At 35.1% G+C, this 18,166-nt stretch carries 16 protein-coding genes; 9 read left to right on the top strand and 7 right to left on the bottom strand.

The features are described from left to right. Window positions 1–468 precede the first annotated feature (468 nt). From NKG37_RS14170 to NKG37_RS14190, 5 genes are all read left to right on the top strand, one after another. A complete protein-coding gene (locus NKG37_RS14170) occupies window positions 469–3,882 on the top strand; it encodes a pullulanase (protein WP_169188184.1) in 3,414 nt (1,137 codons plus the stop codon). A 187-nt stretch (window positions 3,883–4,069) separates the two neighbouring features. Continuing rightward, window positions 4,070–4,669: a SafA/ExsA family spore coat assembly protein gene (gene safA / locus NKG37_RS14175; RefSeq protein ID WP_016204493.1), complete on the top strand. Its 600-nt coding sequence runs from the start codon at window positions 4,070–4,072 to the stop codon at window positions 4,667–4,669. A gap of 225 nt (window positions 4,670–4,894) precedes the next feature. Then, window positions 4,895–6,817: a BglG family transcription antiterminator gene (locus tag NKG37_RS14180; protein WP_254414824.1), complete on the top strand. Its 1,923-nt coding sequence runs from the start codon at window positions 4,895–4,897 to the stop codon at window positions 6,815–6,817. Window positions 6,818–6,949: 132 nt separating this feature from the next. Continuing rightward, window positions 6,950–8,878 carry a PTS fructose transporter subunit IIABC gene (locus NKG37_RS14185; protein ID WP_254414825.1) on the top strand — a complete coding sequence of 643 codons (1,929 nt, stop codon included), beginning with the start codon at window positions 6,950–6,952 and terminating at the stop codon, window positions 8,876–8,878. A 133-nt stretch (window positions 8,879–9,011) separates the two neighbouring features. Beyond that, window positions 9,012–10,025 (top strand): threonine aldolase family protein, encoded by a 1,014-nt coding sequence (locus tag NKG37_RS14190; protein ID WP_169188187.1) that lies wholly within the window; start codon window positions 9,012–9,014, stop codon window positions 10,023–10,025. Window positions 10,026–10,092: 67 nt separating this feature from the next. On the opposite strand, the gene NKG37_RS14195 is transcribed toward NKG37_RS14190, so the two are convergent. Both NKG37_RS14195 and NKG37_RS14200 read right to left on the bottom strand, forming a co-directional pair. Further along, a complete protein-coding gene (locus NKG37_RS14195; RefSeq protein ID WP_169188188.1) occupies window positions 10,093–10,449 on the bottom strand; it encodes a hypothetical protein in 357 nt (118 codons plus the stop codon). 51 nt (window positions 10,450–10,500) lie between these two features. After that, window positions 10,501–10,695, bottom strand: a complete 195-nt coding sequence (locus NKG37_RS14200; protein WP_224428196.1) for a hypothetical protein — start codon at window positions 10,693–10,695, stop codon at window positions 10,501–10,503. 242 nt (window positions 10,696–10,937) lie between these two features. Here NKG37_RS14200 and NKG37_RS14205 point away from each other — a divergent pair, with 242 nt between their 5' ends. Continuing rightward, window positions 10,938–11,669 carry a polysaccharide deacetylase family protein gene (locus tag NKG37_RS14205; protein WP_169189632.1) on the top strand — a complete coding sequence of 244 codons (732 nt, stop codon included), beginning with the start codon at window positions 10,938–10,940 and terminating at the stop codon, window positions 11,667–11,669. A 136-nt stretch (window positions 11,670–11,805) separates the two neighbouring features. Here the strand turns inward: NKG37_RS14205 and NKG37_RS14210 are convergent, their stop codons facing one another. Both NKG37_RS14210 and NKG37_RS14215 read right to left on the bottom strand, forming a co-directional pair. Continuing rightward, entirely contained in the window at window positions 11,806–13,332 is a 1,527-nt protein-coding gene (locus NKG37_RS14210; protein WP_169188190.1) for a solute symporter family protein, read from the bottom strand. After that, window positions 13,329–13,679, bottom strand: coding sequence for a DUF485 domain-containing protein (locus NKG37_RS14215; protein ID WP_224428195.1), 351 nt, complete (start codon window positions 13,677–13,679; stop codon window positions 13,329–13,331). The genes NKG37_RS14210 and NKG37_RS14215 overlap by 4 nt, the downstream gene beginning before the upstream one ends. Before the next feature lie 439 nt (window positions 13,680–14,118). On the opposite strand from NKG37_RS14215, the gene NKG37_RS14220 reads away from it, so the two are divergent. Then, on the top strand, window positions 14,119–15,222 hold the full coding sequence (locus tag NKG37_RS14220) for a 5-methyltetrahydropteroyltriglutamate--homocysteine S-methyltransferase (protein WP_254414826.1): 1,104 nt from the start codon (window positions 14,119–14,121) through the stop codon (window positions 15,220–15,222). A gap of 74 nt (window positions 15,223–15,296) precedes the next feature. On the opposite strand, the gene NKG37_RS14225 is transcribed toward NKG37_RS14220, so the two are convergent. The 3 genes from NKG37_RS14225 to NKG37_RS14235 form a co-directional block, all read right to left on the bottom strand. Further along, the gene (locus NKG37_RS14225) at window positions 15,297–15,614 is read right to left on the bottom strand and encodes a sensor histidine kinase (RefSeq protein WP_254414827.1); all 318 of its coding nucleotides are present in this window, start codon (window positions 15,612–15,614) and stop codon (window positions 15,297–15,299) included. A 63-nt stretch (window positions 15,615–15,677) separates the two neighbouring features. Continuing rightward, a complete protein-coding gene (locus NKG37_RS14230; RefSeq protein WP_254414828.1) occupies window positions 15,678–16,334 on the bottom strand; it encodes a histidine kinase dimerization/phospho-acceptor domain-containing protein in 657 nt (218 codons plus the stop codon). Next, entirely contained in the window at window positions 16,331–17,005 is a 675-nt protein-coding gene (locus NKG37_RS14235) for a response regulator transcription factor (RefSeq protein ID WP_101730249.1), read from the bottom strand. Before NKG37_RS14235 ends, NKG37_RS14230 begins: the two co-directional genes overlap by 4 nt. Window positions 17,006–17,213: 208 nt before the next feature. On the opposite strand from NKG37_RS14235, the gene NKG37_RS14240 reads away from it, so the two are divergent. Beyond that, entirely contained in the window at window positions 17,214–17,438 is a 225-nt protein-coding gene (locus NKG37_RS14240) for a hypothetical protein (protein WP_169188194.1), read from the top strand. Between the two features lie 71 nt (window positions 17,439–17,509). Then, window positions 17,510–18,163 carry a hypothetical protein gene (locus NKG37_RS14245; protein ID WP_205835589.1) on the top strand — a complete coding sequence of 218 codons (654 nt, stop codon included), beginning with the start codon at window positions 17,510–17,512 and terminating at the stop codon, window positions 18,161–18,163. Window positions 18,164–18,166: the final 3 nt, after the last annotated feature.

Raw genomic sequence — 18,166 nt, forward strand, 5'->3', positions numbered from 1 at the left:
GCCAACGTGGCATAGATATCAGCCAAAATAAAGATAAATCAGCCAACCGAGCATAGATATCAGCCAAAACAAAAATAAATCAGCCAACCGAGCATAGATATCAGCCAAAACAAAACGTATCCAATCCCCATGATGTCTTTCTAAAGTCGTAAACAAAAACGATTAATTAGTTATTGTACCCCTTCTATCATTTAGATTTAATCCCTATCTAAGTCTTCCTTTTTATGTATATTTAATAAGTCTGAATGCCTGTATGTTTCTAACTGAAAATTCTGTTACCGTGAACAATTAAAAGGATTATTGACACTCTTAATCTACTATATTTATAATCGCACATAGAAAGAAAGCGTTTACTTTTGTTGGTAGCTTATTTTACAGGTAAATGTTTTGTTACGCAAGCAACTATTTTTAGGAATATAAATTTTTAAATGAACAGGTTGCTTATATTTTTGAATAGGAGGAAAGGGAATGAACCAATGGTTAAGGAAATTGCTCATTATTCTAACTGTATTTGTTCTTGTGTTGACCACAAGAGGATTTGCGTTCGATCAACCGAGTGTAAAAGCAGAGAATGCAGATGGCAAAGACATACCTGAACACACATTAAGAATACACTATCAAAACAAGGATAATAACTATCAAGATCTAGGATTATGGCTGTGGGAAGATGTAGAATCTCCAACTGCTAATTGGCCACAAGGAGCTGTGGCTTTTGAAAAAGAACAACAAGATGAGTATGGTACATATATTGATATTCCATTGAAAGAAGATGCTAGGAAGGTTAGATTTCTAGTAGTAAACAGAACAAATGGAGAGAAAGAGGGCGGAGATAAGGCAGTTACCATAAGCAATCCGTCGTTGAATGAAATATGGATAAAGGAAGGAGCGGATACGGTCCATCTATTTGAGCCAGTAGCTTTACCTGAGAACACAATCAGAATTCATTATCAAAGAGAAGATCAAAACTATGAAAAGTTAGGGCTGTGGCTGTGGGAAGATGTAGAGTCTCCTTCTGCAAATTGGCCGCTTGATGCCGTAGCATTAGAAAAAAGTGATCGCTATGGTGCTTATGTCGATGTAAAAGTGAAAGAAGATGCAAAGAAGATTGGCTTTCTTATTGTAAACCGTGAAAATGGAGAAAAAATTGGCGGGGATAAAGGGTTCGCATTATTGGAGGAATACGATCATTTATGGATTAAGAATGAAGATGATCAAGTTTATATTTCACCATACTGGGAATCGCCAACTGATTTAGTATCTGGCGAATTATTGTCTGACACAACAATCCAATTAACTTTTTCCAGTACAAAAGGTCTTGCAGAAGAAGAGTTAGTAAAAGGATTAACTATTGTTGACAAAAATCAAGAAGCAATTGATTTTAATGAAGTGAAAATTGCCAATGAAACAACAGTGGAAATAAAAGGTGTTTTTGATGCGGAACAAGGACCTTTTACGATCTCTTATCAAGGAAGATCAGTAACAGTTAAATCTGGATGGAAAATGTTAGATGAAAATTATTTCTATGAGGGCGACGATTTAGGGGCTACTTATCATAATGGGGACGCAACGTTAAAATTATGGGCGCCAAAGGCAACAAAAGTTACTGCAATTTTTTATGATAAAAATGATGCTGCTAAGAAAATTGGTAGTTTAGATTTAGTACAAGGTGACAAAGGTGTTTGGAGTGTGGAAGCAGAGGCAAAAGAGCTGGGGGTCAACAATGTAAGAGGATATTACTACCAATATGAAGTAACAAATGACGGGAAAATATCAAAAGTTTTAGATCCTTATGCTAAATCAATGGCTGCTTTTACTGTGAACACAGAGGGAAAAGTTGGCAGCGATGGTGATACAGTTGGTAAGGCAGCAATTGTGGATCTAAGTCAAACAAATCCAGCGAACTTTAATGGTGCGAACATTGCTGGATATGAAAAACGTGAAGATGCCATTATATGGGAAGCTCATATTCGTGACTTTACTTCCGACCCGACAATTCAAACGGAATTAAATGGTCGCTGGGGAACTTATAAAGCATTTATGGATAAGCTGGACTATATTAAGTCATTAGGTGTTACACATATTCAGCTTTTACCAGTTAATGCTTGGTATTGGGGCGATGAAACAAAAATGGGAGAAAGAGAATTAGAGTATTCAGCAGCAGGAAATGAATATAATTGGGGCTATGATCCTCATAACTATTTCTCTCCAGATGGTGCTTATTCGGAGAATCCAAAAGATCCTGAGCTTCGTATTAAAGAATTAAAGGAACTTATTAATGCTATTCACGATGCTGGAATGGGAGTAGTATTAGATGTTGTATATACACATATGTCCAATGCAAGTCTTTTAAATGATATTGTTCCAGACTATTATTTTTTCCAAGATAGCAATGGTAAATTTGTCGGCGGGTTTGGAAATAACTTAGCAACAAATCATAAAATGGCTGAAAAATTAATGGTTGATTCAGTTAAATATTGGTTCCGTGAATTTAAAATTGATGGAATGAGATGGGATATGATGGGGGATGCAACATATGAAGCTGTCCAAAAGGCTTATGATGAAGCTGTAGCCATCAATCCAGATGCACTCTTTATTGGAGAAGGCTGGAGAACATTCTCTGGACATTTAGCAGATCCGTCTTTAGCAGGAAAAGGTGCGGATCAAGACTGGATGAATAAGACTGATGATGTTGGCGTATTCTCTGATGAAATAAGAAATGAACTGAAATCTGGATTTGGATCAGAAGGAGAGCCGCGCTTTATTACTGGTGGAGCTCGTGATATTCAAACGATATTTAATAATATAAAAGCACAACCATCTAATACACCGGCAGATGATCCAGGAGACATGGTGCAATATATTGAAGCACATGATAATTTGCCGTTATACGATATTATTGCAAAAGCATTGAAAAAAGATCCAGCAGTTCCGGAAAATGATTTGGAAATTCATAAACGTATTCGTCTTGGTAATTCGTTAATTCTCACTTCACAAGGAACAGCATTTTTACATGCTGGACAAGAATATGGCAGAACAAAGCAATGGTTAGGGGAAGGCGTTCCAGAGCAAAAATACGATGCCTTTACAGATGAGAATGGCAAGGTGTTTGGTTATTTTGTTCATGATTCATACGATTCATCTGATGCAATTAATATGTTTGATTGGTCAAAAGCAACCAATAAAGAAGAATACGCTGTTAATAATGAAACGATGGAGTTTACAAAGGGATTGATTGAATTAAGAAAATCATCCAATGCATTTCGATTAGGCGAAAAAAGCCTAGTGGATTCCAATGTAACCATGGTTGAAGCAAAAGAAATAGAGGAAGAGGACCTTGTGATCGCCTATAAAAATGAATCAACAGATAATACAGGCAGTTACTATGTATTTATGAATGGCGATACAAAATCAAGAGAGTTATCCTTAAGTGAAGATTTAACAGACTTTAAAGTAGTAGTTGATAACAATGAAGCTGGAAAGGACGCTGTTACAGAGAAAAGTGGTTTTACATTAGCAGCAGACAAAATCACACTTGATCCACTAACTACTGTTGTTATTAAAACAGAGAAAGAGGATACAGCAGGAGATCCAGATGTGGACACACCTAATCCAACTACACCTGAAAATCCAGATGATTCCATCGATCCAGATACTCCAGAACAAGAGACTCCGGCTGATACAGATGAAAAGCCTGATGGTTCTGATAAAGAAGTTGATGGTAGTACAGACGATAAGGTGGAAAATGGTGGCGAAAAATCCGAAAATTCATTGCCAAACACAGCTACAAATAATGGAACATATCTTTTAGCTGGTATCATTATTTTAATGGTTGGAGTTAGTCTTTTAGTTATTATTCGCAGGAAAAAACATGCTGGACAATAAGGTTAAAATTAAGCAGAAATTAGCTTTTGTAAAAAGCTGATTTCTGCTTTTTTGGTATTGATCGTCAGTTAGGTCTTTATTTGAATGAAGTTCATTATATGCAAAGAAAAAATGAAAAAAATTACTAAAAGCAGGATAAGAAAGAAATTTTGTGTACAACTTATTATTCTGAAGGAGGTGAAAGAATATGAAAAAAATAATGGCAATGGTTAGTTTATTTTTATGTTTAGTAACACTTCCAACGATGGTATTCGCTGATACATATACCGTTAAAAGCGGAGATTCCATGTGGAAAATAGCGGTGAAATATCAAATCGGCTTACGAGAAATTATTGCTGCAAACCCGCACATTTCAAACCCTAGTTTAATTTATCCTAATCAAAAATTAACGATTCCTAATATCGATTCTATTAAAACAGTAGAACGTGAAGTCATTAGACTTTGCAATGTGGAGCGGCAAAAAAATGGCCTTCCTGCATTGACAGAAAACTGGGAATTATCGCGCGTAGCAAGAGATAAATCAATGGATATGGCGCAAAAAAAATATTTTAGTCATACAAGTCCAACATACGGATCACCATTTGATATGATGAAAGCATATGGAATTAGTTATAAATCTGCTGGAGAAAATATTGCCCAAGGACAAACAAGTGCCCAAGCGGTTGTTCAGGCTTGGATGAACTCCAGTGGTCACCGCGCCAATATACTAAGCAAAAGCTTTACACAAATTGGCGTAGGTTATTACCAAAGCGGAAACTATTGGACACAAATGTTTATATCAAAATAAACTGCAAAAGGACTGCCACTTAAGTGTTATTAGTAGTAGTCCTTTTTTTAGTGATTATTTTCGTTCCAACCCACCTTTTAACAAAAGGGAATAGCGTTGAACTTGTAAAGATAACAAATATTTTAAGTCTACCATTTAATTTCTAATACTCTAGAAAAAATAAAATTGAATTCGTCTATCCAATAAGCTACACTTTTTATTGATAAATAAAAGTAGGTGTTTTAAATGAACGATAGACAAAAAGTTCTACTTCAAACTTTACTTTCAAATGAAGGGGAAACTTGGAATATAATGGAGCTTTCCGAACGATTAGCCTGTTCAGAAAAAACCGTGCGTAATGATTTAGGTAAGATAGAACAACTATTAAATAAATTCCCCAGTGCAAAACTAAAACGTCAGCCGGGAATAGGCATAACTCTTGAAATTAACAGAGAAGACAGGTCTGGTCTTCTACAACAATTATTTTTCAATAACCAGAAAGCAATGGAAGAGCGGATAGTTGAGATTGCTTATTTATTACTTGTTTCACAGAATCCAATTACTTTACAAAGTTTAGCAGAACGCTATTATGCACCAAAGACCACGATAAAAAAAGAAATGGAAATTATTGAAAAATGGTTGGCCGATTATGGATTAGAACTGATTTCCAAGCCTCGATTGGGAAATATCCTTCTTGGCACAGAATTTCAGAGAAGAAGTGCTTTAGCCCATCTATCGCAGCTATTGTCTTCTGTTTTTGTTGAAAAAAATTATGTTCTTGATTTGTTTTTACCATATGAAATTACTTCCGTTAAACAAGCTTTACAAAAAATGCAAAATTACTTTGAAATTCAATTTATGGATGAAACATTCGATAGTTTAGTTGTTCATGCACTTATTATTGTGAAGCGAACACGACAAAAATCACCTATTACGGTAATAGAGAAAGATAAAGCCTATGTTAAAGATTATAAAGAATACGAATGGGCAGGCATGTTCTTTAAGCAATTGGAAAATTCTTTTTCTATGAAATTTCCAGAGAATGAATGCATCTATTTTACTTGGCATTTAATTAGTGGCAAAAGGGTAGGGGACTTAGAAGAGCATGCTTTTTTTCAAGATGCTCAATTGCTTGGTATTATTCATAACCTAACGGAAAGGTTAAGTGAATTAACTGCTTATTCTTTTGAAAAGGATTCCATTCTTACGGAAGGGCTGGCTGTTCACATGTATTCTGTTATCAGCCGCATGAAATATGGTTTTCCGGTTAGTAACCCTCTTTTAGCAGACATAAAGAAAATGTATCCCTATATGTTTAATATGGTGATTTTTGCTTTAGAAGAAATTAAAAACACGTATGATTTAGATGTACCTGAAGACGAAGCAGCATTCCTAGTACTTCATTTTCAAGCCTCGATTGAGCGATTAGAAGGTAATCGCGGAAAAAAGAAAAATTCGCTTATCGTCTGCCATCTTGGAGTGGGGATTTCCCACTTGTTGGAAGCGAAAATTAAACAGCATTATGCAGATATTTATATATTGGCTTGTATTGGCAAGAAATCTATCGATGAATTTTTAAAAAATAATAATATTGACTTTATTATTTCTACTGTCTCTCTTAAAGAGCTTCCTGTTCCCTATGTAGTTATTTCTCCCTTACTAGAAGAAAAAGATAAGGATAAACTGAACCAATTTCTCCAACAAGTCGAAGCGAATCAAGAAAGCAACCGTAAAGATAGTAAACAACTGTCAAAACTAGTTCGTGGTGACTTAGTACAGTTGGAAATTGATAAAGGTCATCCATATGAAGTAATTGAAATGTTAGGGAATCTATTGTTCCAAAAAGGGCTGATTGAGAAGGAATTTATTCATAGTGCGCTTAATAGAGAAAGAAAGTCAGCTACAGCAATAGGGGGGAATATCGCTATTCCTCATGGTGATCCAGAAATGGTCATTCAGTCTTCGATCGCAGTCGCAATTTTAAAAGAACCAATTCAATGGGGAAATGAATATGTTGCTGTCATATTTCTGTTAGCTATCTCAAAACAAGATCAAAACCTAAATCGAGCAGTGATTGGGCAACTCGCATCCTACAGTGAAAATCTTGAGTTTTCAAACAGAATAGCGAAACTAACAGACGTCAAAAGTGTCCTTGACTATATTCAATAAAAGATTCTTATAAATAATCATTTTTTACCACAAGTCTGGTAAAAATTAAGATTATTAGAATAGGAACATAGGTTTATAATCAAAATGTAAGCAATTACATAAGGCGTATGATAAGTTATAGGAGGGAATATCATGAAGATTTTAGCGATTACGGCTTGTCCAGTTGGTATTGCTCACACATATATGGCAGCAGAAAATCTCCAAAAGGCTGGAGAAGAATTGGGTGTAGACATTAAAGTAGAAACCCAAGGCTCCATTGGTGTGGAAAATGCTTTAACAGAACAAGATATAAAAGAAGCTGATGGCATTATTATTGCAGCAGATAAAGAAGTTCCAAAAGAGCGCTTTATTGGTAAAAAAGTCATTATTGCTGGTGTTAAAGAAGGGATTCGCAATCCACATGAATTAATTAAAAGACTTCAAAATGGAGATGTACCAGTATATCGAGCAGAATTAAAATCAGCTGATGAAATAAAAGGAGAACGAAAATCAAAAGAAAATCCCATTTATAAGCATTTAATGAATGGTGTATCTTATATGGTTCCATTTATTGTTGTCGGCGGTTTGCTGATCGCACTTGCCCTTACACTTGGCGGGGAACAAACACCAGGGGGAATAGTCATACCAGAAGATTCGATTTGGAAACAGATTGAAAGTCTTGGTGGCACAGCCTTTATGTTTATGGTACCAATTTTAGCTGGATTTATTGCCGTAAGTATAGCAGACCGTCCAGGACTTGTACCTGGGATGATCGGTGGTTATATTGCTGCGAACGGTAGTTTTTACGGCAGTGAAGCTGGTGCAGGGTTTATTGGAGGAATTATTGCCGGTTTCTTAGCGGGTTATATTGCATTAGGTATTAAAAAGATTAAAGTCCCAAAAGCAATACAACCAGTCATGCCAATTATTTTTATCCCAATTGTATCATCTGTTATTGTTGGACTATTATTCATTTTTGTTATAGGAGCTCCAGTAGCACAAGTTTTTGAAGGATTAACTAGTATGCTAGCAGGCATGCAAGGAGCAAGTTCCATTTTATTAGCACTTATTCTTGGAGCGATGATTGCCGTAGATATGGGTGGTCCATTTAATAAAGTTGCATTCTTGTTTGGGTCAGCAATGATTGCAGAAGGTAACTATGAGATTATGGGACCAATTGCAGTTGCAATCGGTATACCACCAATTGGAATGGGACTTGCGACATTTATAAACAAGAAGAAGTACCTTCCAAATGAAAGGGAGGCAGGGAAAGCGTCATTTACCATGGGACTGTTTGGTATTACAGAAGGAGCAATTCCATTTGCTGCTCAAGATCCATTACGTGTAATTCCTAGTATTATGGCTGGTTCAATGGTTGGTTCTGTTATTGCTATGATTGGAAATGTAGGTAATAAAGTAGCACATGGTGGTCCAATTGTAGCCATATTAGGTGCAGTAGATAATGTAGTTATGTTTTTTATTGCGGCAATCGTTGGGGTATTAGTTACTGCCTTCATGGTCAATGCATTGAAAAAAGAAGTGGCTGTTGATGTTCCGGTTAAAAAGGGAACGGATAAAAGAGAAGTTGCAGCAACAAAAGAAGAGACAGACGAAGCGGTTGAAATAACGAAATTAACAGACATTGTAAGCGAAGAATTAATTTCTACAGATTTACTAGGAGAAACACAAGGTGAGGTAATAGATGAGCTCATTCAAAAGTTTGAAAAAGCTGGTATATTACACTCCAAGGAAGAATATAAGAAAGCTATTTTAGAACGAGAGGCACAAAGTTCTACCGGTTTAGGAATGAACATTGCGCTTCCACATGGAAAGTCGAATGCAGTTAAACGTCCAGCAGTTGCTTTTGGAATAAAGCGAAGTGGTGTGGACTGGAATAGTTTAGATGGGACAGACGCTAAATTAATCTTTATGATTGCTGTACCAGAACAAAGATCAGGCGACGCTCATTTGAAAATATTGCAAATGTTATCACGTAAATTAATGGATGAGAACTTTAGAGAAAAATTACTTAAAGTTAATTCCAAATCAGAAGCGATTATTTTGTTAGATGAAATACAATAATGAATAAAAAGTGCCAAACACCTTAGGATTTATTTAGAGGTGTTTGGTACTTTTTAATTAGAAGTAAAAAATATTTACTGACAACACGAATCTTTGTATGAGAAAATATTTTTAAAATAAGGAGGCAATGTCCATGTATAGTTTTAATAATGATTACAGTGAAGGAGCGCATCCTAGAATTTTACAAGCATTAGTAGAATCCAATTTACAACAAGAAATAGGATATGGGCAAGATTCCTTTACAAACAAAGCAGCAGAAGTTTTGAAAGCTAAAATGAATAGTGATGAGGTAGATGTTCATCTCTTAGTTGGAGGAACGCAAACAAATCTGATTGCCATATCTGCCTTTTTAAGACCACATGAAGCGGCAATTGCCGCAAGTACTGGGCATATTTTTGTTCATGAAACAGGAGCCATTGAAGCAACAGGTCATAAAGTTATTACTGTTGATGCAAAACATGGTAAGCTGACACCAAGTTTAGTGCAAAGTGTACTTGATGAGCATACGGATGAACATATGGTAAAGCCAAAGTTAGTATACATATCTAATTCGACTGAAATTGGAACGATTTATTCAAAGAGTGAGCTTGAACAATTAAGTCAATTTTGTCAAATAAACAATTTGATTTTCTATATGGATGGAGCGCGACTAGGGTCTGCTCTTTGTGCAAAAGACAATGATCTGGTGTTAAGTGATTTTCCTAAATTACTAGATGCTTTTTACATTGGTGGTACGAAAAATGGAGCATTAATGGGAGAAGCTTTAGTGATAAAGAATGATTCCTTGAAGGCGGATTTTCGTTATCATATTAAGCAAAAAGGAGCAATGCTAGCAAAAGGAAGATTGTTGGGAATCCAATTTTATGAGCTATTTAAGGATGATCTCTTCTTCGAATTAGCTGAATACGCTAATAAGATGGCAGAAAGACTAAATAGAGCATTGGCAGAGAAAGGCTATCGCTTTTTAACACCATCTTCTACTAATCAGGTATTTCCGATTTTTTCTAACGAAAAGATTACAATGCTACAGAAGAATTATCAATTCAACATTTGGGAAAAAATTGATAAAGATCATTCTGCAATTCGACTTGTCACTTCATGGGCAACGAAAGAAGCAGAAGTTGAAGCCTTTATAAAGGAAATATAATAAAATAGTCCTGTTTGGCTATTCTTAGTCTTACAGGGCTATTTTTTTAAAATGTTTATTTGTTTTTTCAGTGTACTTTTGGGAATTTAACGGGAGTATTTAAAGATAGTTTGTCTTTGTATGAGCGATAAGCAACAAGTATTTGATCTTTTGTGGTTGCATCTACCTGCAATATAAAATCTCCGTTCGTTTCTAAATAGTACCGAACGCCATTTTCTTGCAAATGGCTGAAATAATAATAATTTCCTAATAAATATTTGCTCTCTGTTTTCGTTTCTTTATGTGTTTTTATATATTCTGCTAGTTCCCATACAGATATAAAAGTGTCCCCGCTTAAGGCAACAAAACCTCTTCGTACCGAATCAGCAGCTTGGGCAATTGAATCTTTTACTTTAGTGACCATCGTATCCAAATAACTATTCATTTCTTCCTCCATAAAATTAATAAGGTATACGGCTTGATACTTTGTCCAGTATTATTTATCTTTAAAAGTTTGATCGAACTTTGCTAATTCAGGATCTTTTTTTAATTGCTTTACATGAAATGCAGTTGTTTCTGAATCTGTATCTCTGCTTATCCCTAATTGATCTCCATCAGCGTCAGCAATAACTCCTTCTCGTGGTCCATCCATATTTGGATCTACGTTAACATGAACTTGATCTCTTGACATCATGACACCTCCTACTATTAGGATGGATAAAATGAAGAAAAAAATCCTAGGTTCGTTGTTTATAAAATATTTAGCGAGTGGTAAAAAATAACAAATCATTGTAAGTGTTCTTTGCCAATTATTAAATCAATTTTAAACGTATAGTTTAAAGAGCTTTCACCATACTAATCTTGTTGTTTAAACCATTAATGGAAAGCTAAGATAACTTCCATTTAGCAAAATATAAGTAAAAGAGGATTATGATGAAAAAAATCGCCATTATGTTTTTCCTACTATTTATTATTTTCCCACCCATCGGATCGGCTCAACGAAAGATACCTATCTTGGTTTATCATTCCATTGATGAATTCCATGGCCAAGGTTCAAAAGAATTGTATGTCACTCCTACTAATTTTGAGAAACAAATGATCTATTTGCGTGATCATGGATTTAGTTTGTTAACATTAGAAAAATGGCAGGATATTTATACAAAGGAAAAGCCTATTTTCATTACTTTGGATGACGGCTATAAAAATAATTTAAAGGTGTATGACATTTTCCAAAAGATAAAAAATAATCATTTTATCCCATCTGCAACGATGTTTGTTATAACAGATTTTATCGGAAATGCAAATAGGTTATCTAATACAGAGTTAAAAAGATTAGCCGATTCTGGTTTAATATCGGTTCAATCTCATACTGCCACACATCCTGATTTAACGAAAACGACAGATTATAAACAGGAACTAAAAGATTCGAAAGAAACAATCGAAAAAATAACAGGAAAGGAAGTTATTGCTCTTTCTTATCCATATGGAAATATTGATTCTAAAACAATTGATGAAGTAAAGAAGTACTATTCTTTTGGATTAACGACAACTCCGGAATTATATTTAGAAAAGGGAATAAAGAATGAACACTATTTATTGCCTAGAGTTTATATTAAGCATTCTACTACGTTAGAGGAGTTTGCAGACATAGTGGAGGGGAAATGACTGACGGGTATTATGGAACTAAATGAGTAAGAAAGGTGCTGAAAACAAATCGATTTTTGGCGCTTTTTGTCATTTTATTTCCCGGGAAACATGGAGACTGACTCTACTATTGTTACATAGAGTCAGTCTCCATTTCTTACTTCATTCCTGTATTCGCTTTTACAATCACTTCTGCATATTTTTTCTCGTCTCGTTTAGTGGAAAGAATAGTCCCAATAAATGCTCCAAGGAAACCTGCAGGAATAGAAACGATAGCTGGATTTGTTAACGGGAATATAGCAGTTCCTGTTAAAATAGCGACACCAGGATCTGGATTTAGTACACTTGGGCTAATTGCTACTAATACTAACGCAGTAACTAATCCAGTTATTACACCAGTAATAGCACCAGCTGTATTGAATTTTTTCCAGTAGATTGTAAAAATAATAACTGGTAAATTGGCACTGGCTGCTACACAAAATGCAAGGGATACAAGAAAGGCTACATTCATTTTTTGGGCAAATAGTGCAAGGATAATAGAAAGAATGGCTACAGCAACAGAAGCATAGCGTGCAGCTTTCATTTGTTGTTTTTCTGTTACCTTGCCTTTTTTTATAATTTGTCCGTAAATATCATGGGCAAAAGCAGAAGCGCCTGATAAAACAAGTCCTGCAACAACAGCTAAAATGGTCGCAAATGCCACAGCAGAAACAAAACTCATGAGGAAGTCACCACCAAGCGCATGTGCCAATAATGGAGCCGCCATATTCCCAGCTGTATTAGCTTCCATAATATCAGCAGCGCCAACAAAAGCAGCAGCTCCAAAGCCTAGAAAGATGGTTAAGATATAGAAAATACCAATCACCCAAGTTGCCGTTACAACAGAGCTTCTAGCTGTTTTTGCATCCTTTACGGTAAAGAAACGCATTAAAATATGAGGAAGACCTGCAGTTCCCAAAACAAGTGCCGCCATCATGGAGATAGTATCAAGAGAATTTGTATACTTCACGCCAGGATTAATATATTTTTCTCCTAATGGTGTAAGTGTTTTGATTTCGTCAAACATTGTAAGGATGTTAAAGTTGAATTTTGCAAGGACAAGGAAGGAGATGACAACTGTTCCAAGCATTAAGAGGACGGCTTTAATGATTTGTACCCAGCTTGTAGCAGTCATACCGCCGAATAATACATAAATGGTCATCATTACCCCTACAATTAAGACAGCCAGCCAATAATCGATACCTAATAATAGCTGTATAAGCGCACCGGCTCCAACTAATTGGGCGATCATGTAAAAGATTACGATGGTAATCGTACTTAGTGCAGCCACCCCTCTCACTTTTTTCTGATCAAAGCGGGCATTTATCATATCGGCAATGGTATATTTGCCTAAATTTCTTAGTGGCTCGGCAACAATATAAAGAACAACTAAATATGCTACTAAGTATCCGATGGAATAGAAGAATCCATCAAAACCAGTTAATGCAATGGCTCCTGCAATGCCAAGAAATGAGGCAGCAGATAAATAATCACCAGCAATGGCCAACCCATTTTGCCAGCCGGTTAAGCCACCACCAGCTGTGTAAAATTCACTTGTTGTGTTGGTTCTTTTTGCTGCCCAATATGTAATGATAAGGGTAATAACGACAATAATGACGAATAACATTAAGGCGATTGGATTCATTCATTTTTAGCTCCTTCCAGCTTATTTTCTTCCACAATCTCAGCAGCTAAATGATCAAATTTTATTGCTTTTCGGACATAAATCATACATAGCACCCAAGTCATAATAAATTGTGCAAACGCATATACCCATGTCCATGTGATGGATCCAATTGCAGGTTTATTTAAGATAGTCGTGTAAGAAGTTAAAATGGGCAACATAAAATAAAAGAGTAAGAAGAAGACTGTTAGAGGTATTAGAAATTTTTTCTTTTGGGACATTAATTGCTTAAATTTAGAGCTGTTGGCAATTTGTACGAAATCGTAAGGCTCCGATTGCTTTTTTGCATCTTTGGCCAAATTACTCATTCACTTTCCCCCTTGAATACATATTATTTTCCAATATAACAATAGTGTAAAAACTTCAAAGAAGATTAGCAATGGTTCTTTATTCTTAAATGTAAGCGTTTTATTTGAGTGAAATTACTTATTTTTGGAAAAAGTAAAATAGGAATTGCTGTAAATAGCCATTTAAATTTGCTTCTATTTTCTATTTCTATTATCTAGTATTCTTATAAGAAATAGTGTAGAATTACTAGAAAAGTTTTAAATAATCTTAAGAGTTGAAATTTTATGTATTTCAGAATATTTGTTTTCATGTTACATTTACTTATAATTAGTAAAGAATTGTGGATTTTAGAGTTGTAAAAGCCACAAAAAAGATTTTTCTATACATAATTACAAATGCGTTTTTCTGAAAAATCTAAAATTAAAAAGAGAAAAGAAATTTACGGAGGTAGGGATTCAAATGACAAAAACAATTATTAAAGCACCATTCAGAGCAGACCATGTAGGAAGTTTACTTCGTCCTCAATCAATTCATGATACTAGAAAGAAGTTTGCTGAAGGAGCTATTACAGCTGAGGAACTACGTACAGTTGAAACGGAAGAAATCAAACGAATTGTAGACAAGCAAATTGAAGTTGGTCTTCAGGCAGTTACAGATGGCGAGTTCCGCCGCCGCTTCTGGCATACTGATTTCATGGAGCATTTAAATGGAGTAGAAGGCTATGTACCTGACCATGGTTACAAATTTAAAGGGGTTGAAACAGAAGCGTATGATGTACGTGTTATAGGAAAAGTATCTTTTGATCCTGATCACCCACATTTAAAAGATTTTAAGGAATTCTATGAGATTGTTGGAGACCGTGCAGTCGCAAAAATGACCATTCCAAGTCCAAATCAATTTTTCAATGCAGGCATCCGCAATGAAGAAATTTATCCAGAAATTGATGATTTTGCGAAAGATATTATCCAAGCCTATCGGGATGCGGTGCAAGCATTTTATGAGGCTGGTTGTCGTTATTTACAATTTGATGATGTATACATCGCAGGGCTTTGTGCACCAGAACTACCATTTGCAAAAAGTGAGCTAGAAAGACAAGAATTAATCGATTTAGCCTTAAGTGTAGTTAATGGAGTTCTAGAAGGAAAACCAGAAGACCTAATAGTGACAACCCACCTTTGCCGTGGAAACTATCAATCTGCTTGGGCATTTGAAGGTCCATACGATAAAATTGCCCCTAGCTTTTTTGCAAAGGAAAAAGTAGATGGTTTCTTTTTAGAGTATGATGATGAGCGCTCTGGTGGTTTCAAACCGCTTGAGTTTGTTCCAAATGGTGGAGCACAAGTAGTTTTAGGTGTATTTACTTCGAAAACTGGAGAATTAGAGGATAAAGAGGCGATCAAAACACGTGTAGAGGAAGCATCTAAATATGTTTCTCTTGAACAGCTTTGCATTAGTCCACAATGTGGATTTGCTTCTACTCACCATGGAAATAAATTAACAGAAGAAGAGCAATGGAATAAATTGAAATACATTGTTGATGTGGCAAAAGAGATTTGGGAATAAGATAGTTTCAAATTAGTAGAGAAAGAGGCACATTCTTGTATGAGTATGTGCCTCTTTTATGAAGAATAACCTAATTAAGCTAATAATCTTACAATAAATGTACTTCCTTTTCCTTTCTCACTCTCCGCATAAATCCTCCCATCACACAGTTCCACAATTCTTTTTACAAGTGCCAACCCTAATCCATTCCCTGATTGGGAATGAGAGGTGTCGCCTTGATAAAATTTATCAAAAAGATGTTTTTTGGTATGCTCATCCATCCCAGGACCATTATCTCGAATCAAGAAACAAATTTCTTCCTTTGTGTTAGTAAGAGTTATATCTATTTTTCCTCCTGAATCTGAAAACTTGATGGCATTGTCTAAAAGATTTAGCCAGATTTGCTGGGTCAAGTCTTCATTTCCGTTAAAGATAACTTCATCAAGCTCAACATTTAGGAGTATTTCCTTTGCAGATCATTTTGGTTCCATTAACACAATTGTTTTTCGGATTTGCTCATCTAGTCGAAAGGGCGCTTTTTCAGTAATAATCTCAAGATTTTCATACTTTGAAAGGATAAGTACATTTGTAGAAAGAGCGGCTAATCGCTCAGATTCGGTAATGATAATGTCAAGGTATTCTTGTCTTTCTACTTCGGTTAAGTTATTTTCTTTAAGTAATTTCGCAAACCCTCGTAATGAAACAATAGGTGTTTTGAATTCATGGGAAAAATTATTTACAAAGTCACTCCGAAGTGTTTCAATTCCTGACAGCTCTTGGGTCATTTTATTAAAGCTATGAGATAATTCTTCTAATTCTCCAATGCCTTTTATGTTAACTTGTACAGAAAAATCGCCTCCAGCAACTTTATGAGTAGCATCAATCACCGTGCGGATTGGGTTTAACGCTTTTTTACTGAGAAAGGCAGTAAGAGATGTACCAAGTAAGATACAAAAGCCTAAAAAAGTAATGAGTGGAAACACTGGAAGTTGGCTATGATTCGAAATAATACCTAAATGCTGCAAAGCGAAAGTAATGACAGCCGCCACTAATACTGTAGCCACCATAACGCCAAACACAAACATCACTAACGTAATTGCAAGACTTAATCGTTTTGTAAAAAAATCTCTCATCCCTTTTTCACTGCCTTATAGCCTAGTCCTCTTACTGTCACGATTTCAAACTCTGGAAAATCTTTGAATCGATCTCTTAACCGATTGATATGAACATTAAGTGTTCGGTCATCTGTTTCTGATTCCATTCCCCAAATTTCATCCATAAGTTGAATACGAGTAAAGATCATATTAGGATAGGATAATAATTTGAACAATAAGTAAAACTCTTTTGGAGGCAATGTAATAATTATGTCCTCGCGGGATACAGTTAGTGCATCATAATCAAGAATCGTTTTTCCGACAGTAAGTTTATGCTCATTAGCGATTTTAGCTCTTCGTAAAAGGGCTTTAATACGAAGCACCATTTCTTCTTCATCTACAGGTTTAGTCATATAGTCATCCGTACCGACAAGGAATCCTTTTCTTTTATCTACCGATTCTTGCTTAGCGGTAACCATCAAGATCGGAAGGTTCTCCCATGTTTGTCTAAGCTGCCGTGTTAATTCATATCCATCCATTTTCGGCATCATTAAATCAAGCACAACTAAATCAACGTGTTCCTTTTCCATTACTTGAAGAGCCTCCATGCCATCAGCTGCATCATATATTTGAAATCCATGCTGCTTTAATACGGCACACATTAATTTTCGTGTATTTTTATCATCTTCTACCACTAATATTTTAAACATCCAATGCCTCCATATGTATAATTTGTACCTATTCTATTAGAAGAATGTAAACTGAAAATTACTTTACGGAAGTTTATATTCAGTTTACTTTACATCGTTATACTTAGGAACATAATAATGAACACATTACAAAAAATATTATATTAAAGAATACTAATAAATTTTAAATAAAATAAAGCATGATAGAAAAAAGAGGGGAGATAGTTTAGTGGGTTACACCATTTTATTTAGTTATTATGAGATAGTAGGAGAGGAAGCACGTTTAATAGATGAATACAGACTTCCTTCTAGTCAACAAAAAGAAAGTTTAGAAACATTGTTAAGACAACAAAATTATGAATTCATAGGGAACGTTGATTTGTGGGGAATACGTACAAACAAATTTATGAGTATTGCTGAGATTATTAATAATGGAAGGGAAAACATAAGCTAGATATCCCACTCTAAACAAGCTATAGACCATATATAGGGAATGATGAAAACGATAAGCATACTTAGGGGGAATTGAATGCAGTCATCTCCATGGATACGAGGAGGTCCGTTCCTAGAGGTAAGTTAAATGCGAAAAAAGAAATAATCCAAGACATTCTTTTTCGTTTGTCTAAGGTTAGAACTAGTATTGAGATTTATGATAATAATGTGGAAGAGCGAATAGAGGAGTTCTGTATAGGCTATCTCTTTGATGAAAGTCAATATATCCATTCTTTCACTTTGCGCTTATTCGTTTCATTTGCGAGGAAAAGAAAGGCATTCCTTTATATAGAGCAGGTCTCTTCTAATTCTATTTTAGTGAATTTTCTATTCTACGGTTCCAGTTTTGATGCTTTAGAATGGAATCAAGTGGGAATACAAAAAGAAGAAATAATGGAGTTTATGGATTTCTTGATAGAGTTATATTCTGTTTTTGTCTTTAAAATTGGTGGAATAGCATTAGAAGAAGATATCCTTGGATTATTTGGTTGTGAAGAAACTTATCCTAGCGAATGCTATCGCTATGAAAAGGTAATATGTGACTATTTTGTCAAAGAACCATACCCGTTTATCGCTATTATTTGGAATGAAAAATATAAGGACTTAAACGATATTTCTATTGAGCATGAAAGAATTAATAAGGAAGGGATTCTTATTAAAACTGGTAGTTTAGATGAATATAGATAATAC

It is taken from the genome of Niallia sp. RD1, assembly GCF_024219955.1.
GTDB classification, from domain to species: Bacteria; Bacillota; Bacilli; order Bacillales; family Cytobacillaceae; genus Niallia; species Niallia alba.

Excerpts from the sequence above, each read along its gene's own strand:
- NKG37_RS14170 (WP_169188184.1), top strand. The coding sequence starts at position 469 with ATGAACCAATGGTTAAGGAAATTGCTCATTATTCTAACTGTATTTGTT.
- safA (WP_016204493.1), top strand. The coding sequence starts at position 4,070 with ATGAAAAAAATAATGGCAATGGTTAGTTTATTTTTATGTTTAGTAACA.
- NKG37_RS14180 (WP_254414824.1), top strand. The coding sequence starts at position 4,895 with ATGAACGATAGACAAAAAGTTCTACTTCAAACTTTACTTTCAAATGAA.
- NKG37_RS14185 (WP_254414825.1), top strand. The coding sequence starts at position 6,950 with ATGAAGATTTTAGCGATTACGGCTTGTCCAGTTGGTATTGCTCACACA.
- NKG37_RS14190 (WP_169188187.1), top strand. The coding sequence starts at position 9,012 with ATGTATAGTTTTAATAATGATTACAGTGAAGGAGCGCATCCTAGAATT.
- NKG37_RS14195 (WP_169188188.1), bottom strand. The coding sequence starts at position 10,449 with ATGAATAGTTATTTGGATACGATGGTCACTAAAGTAAAAGATTCAATT.
- NKG37_RS14200 (WP_224428196.1), bottom strand. The coding sequence starts at position 10,695 with ATGTCAAGAGATCAAGTTCATGTTAACGTAGATCCAAATATGGATGGA.
- NKG37_RS14205 (WP_169189632.1), top strand. The coding sequence starts at position 10,938 with ATGAAAAAAATCGCCATTATGTTTTTCCTACTATTTATTATTTTCCCA.
- NKG37_RS14210 (WP_169188190.1), bottom strand. The coding sequence starts at position 13,332 with ATGAATCCAATCGCCTTAATGTTATTCGTCATTATTGTCGTTATTACC.
- NKG37_RS14215 (WP_224428195.1), bottom strand. The coding sequence starts at position 13,679 with ATGAGTAATTTGGCCAAAGATGCAAAAAAGCAATCGGAGCCTTACGAT.
- NKG37_RS14220 (WP_254414826.1), top strand. The coding sequence starts at position 14,119 with ATGACAAAAACAATTATTAAAGCACCATTCAGAGCAGACCATGTAGGA.
- NKG37_RS14230 (WP_254414828.1), bottom strand. The coding sequence starts at position 16,334 with ATGAGAGATTTTTTTACAAAACGATTAAGTCTTGCAATTACGTTAGTG.
- NKG37_RS14235 (WP_101730249.1), bottom strand. The coding sequence starts at position 17,005 with ATGTTTAAAATATTAGTGGTAGAAGATGATAAAAATACACGAAAATTA.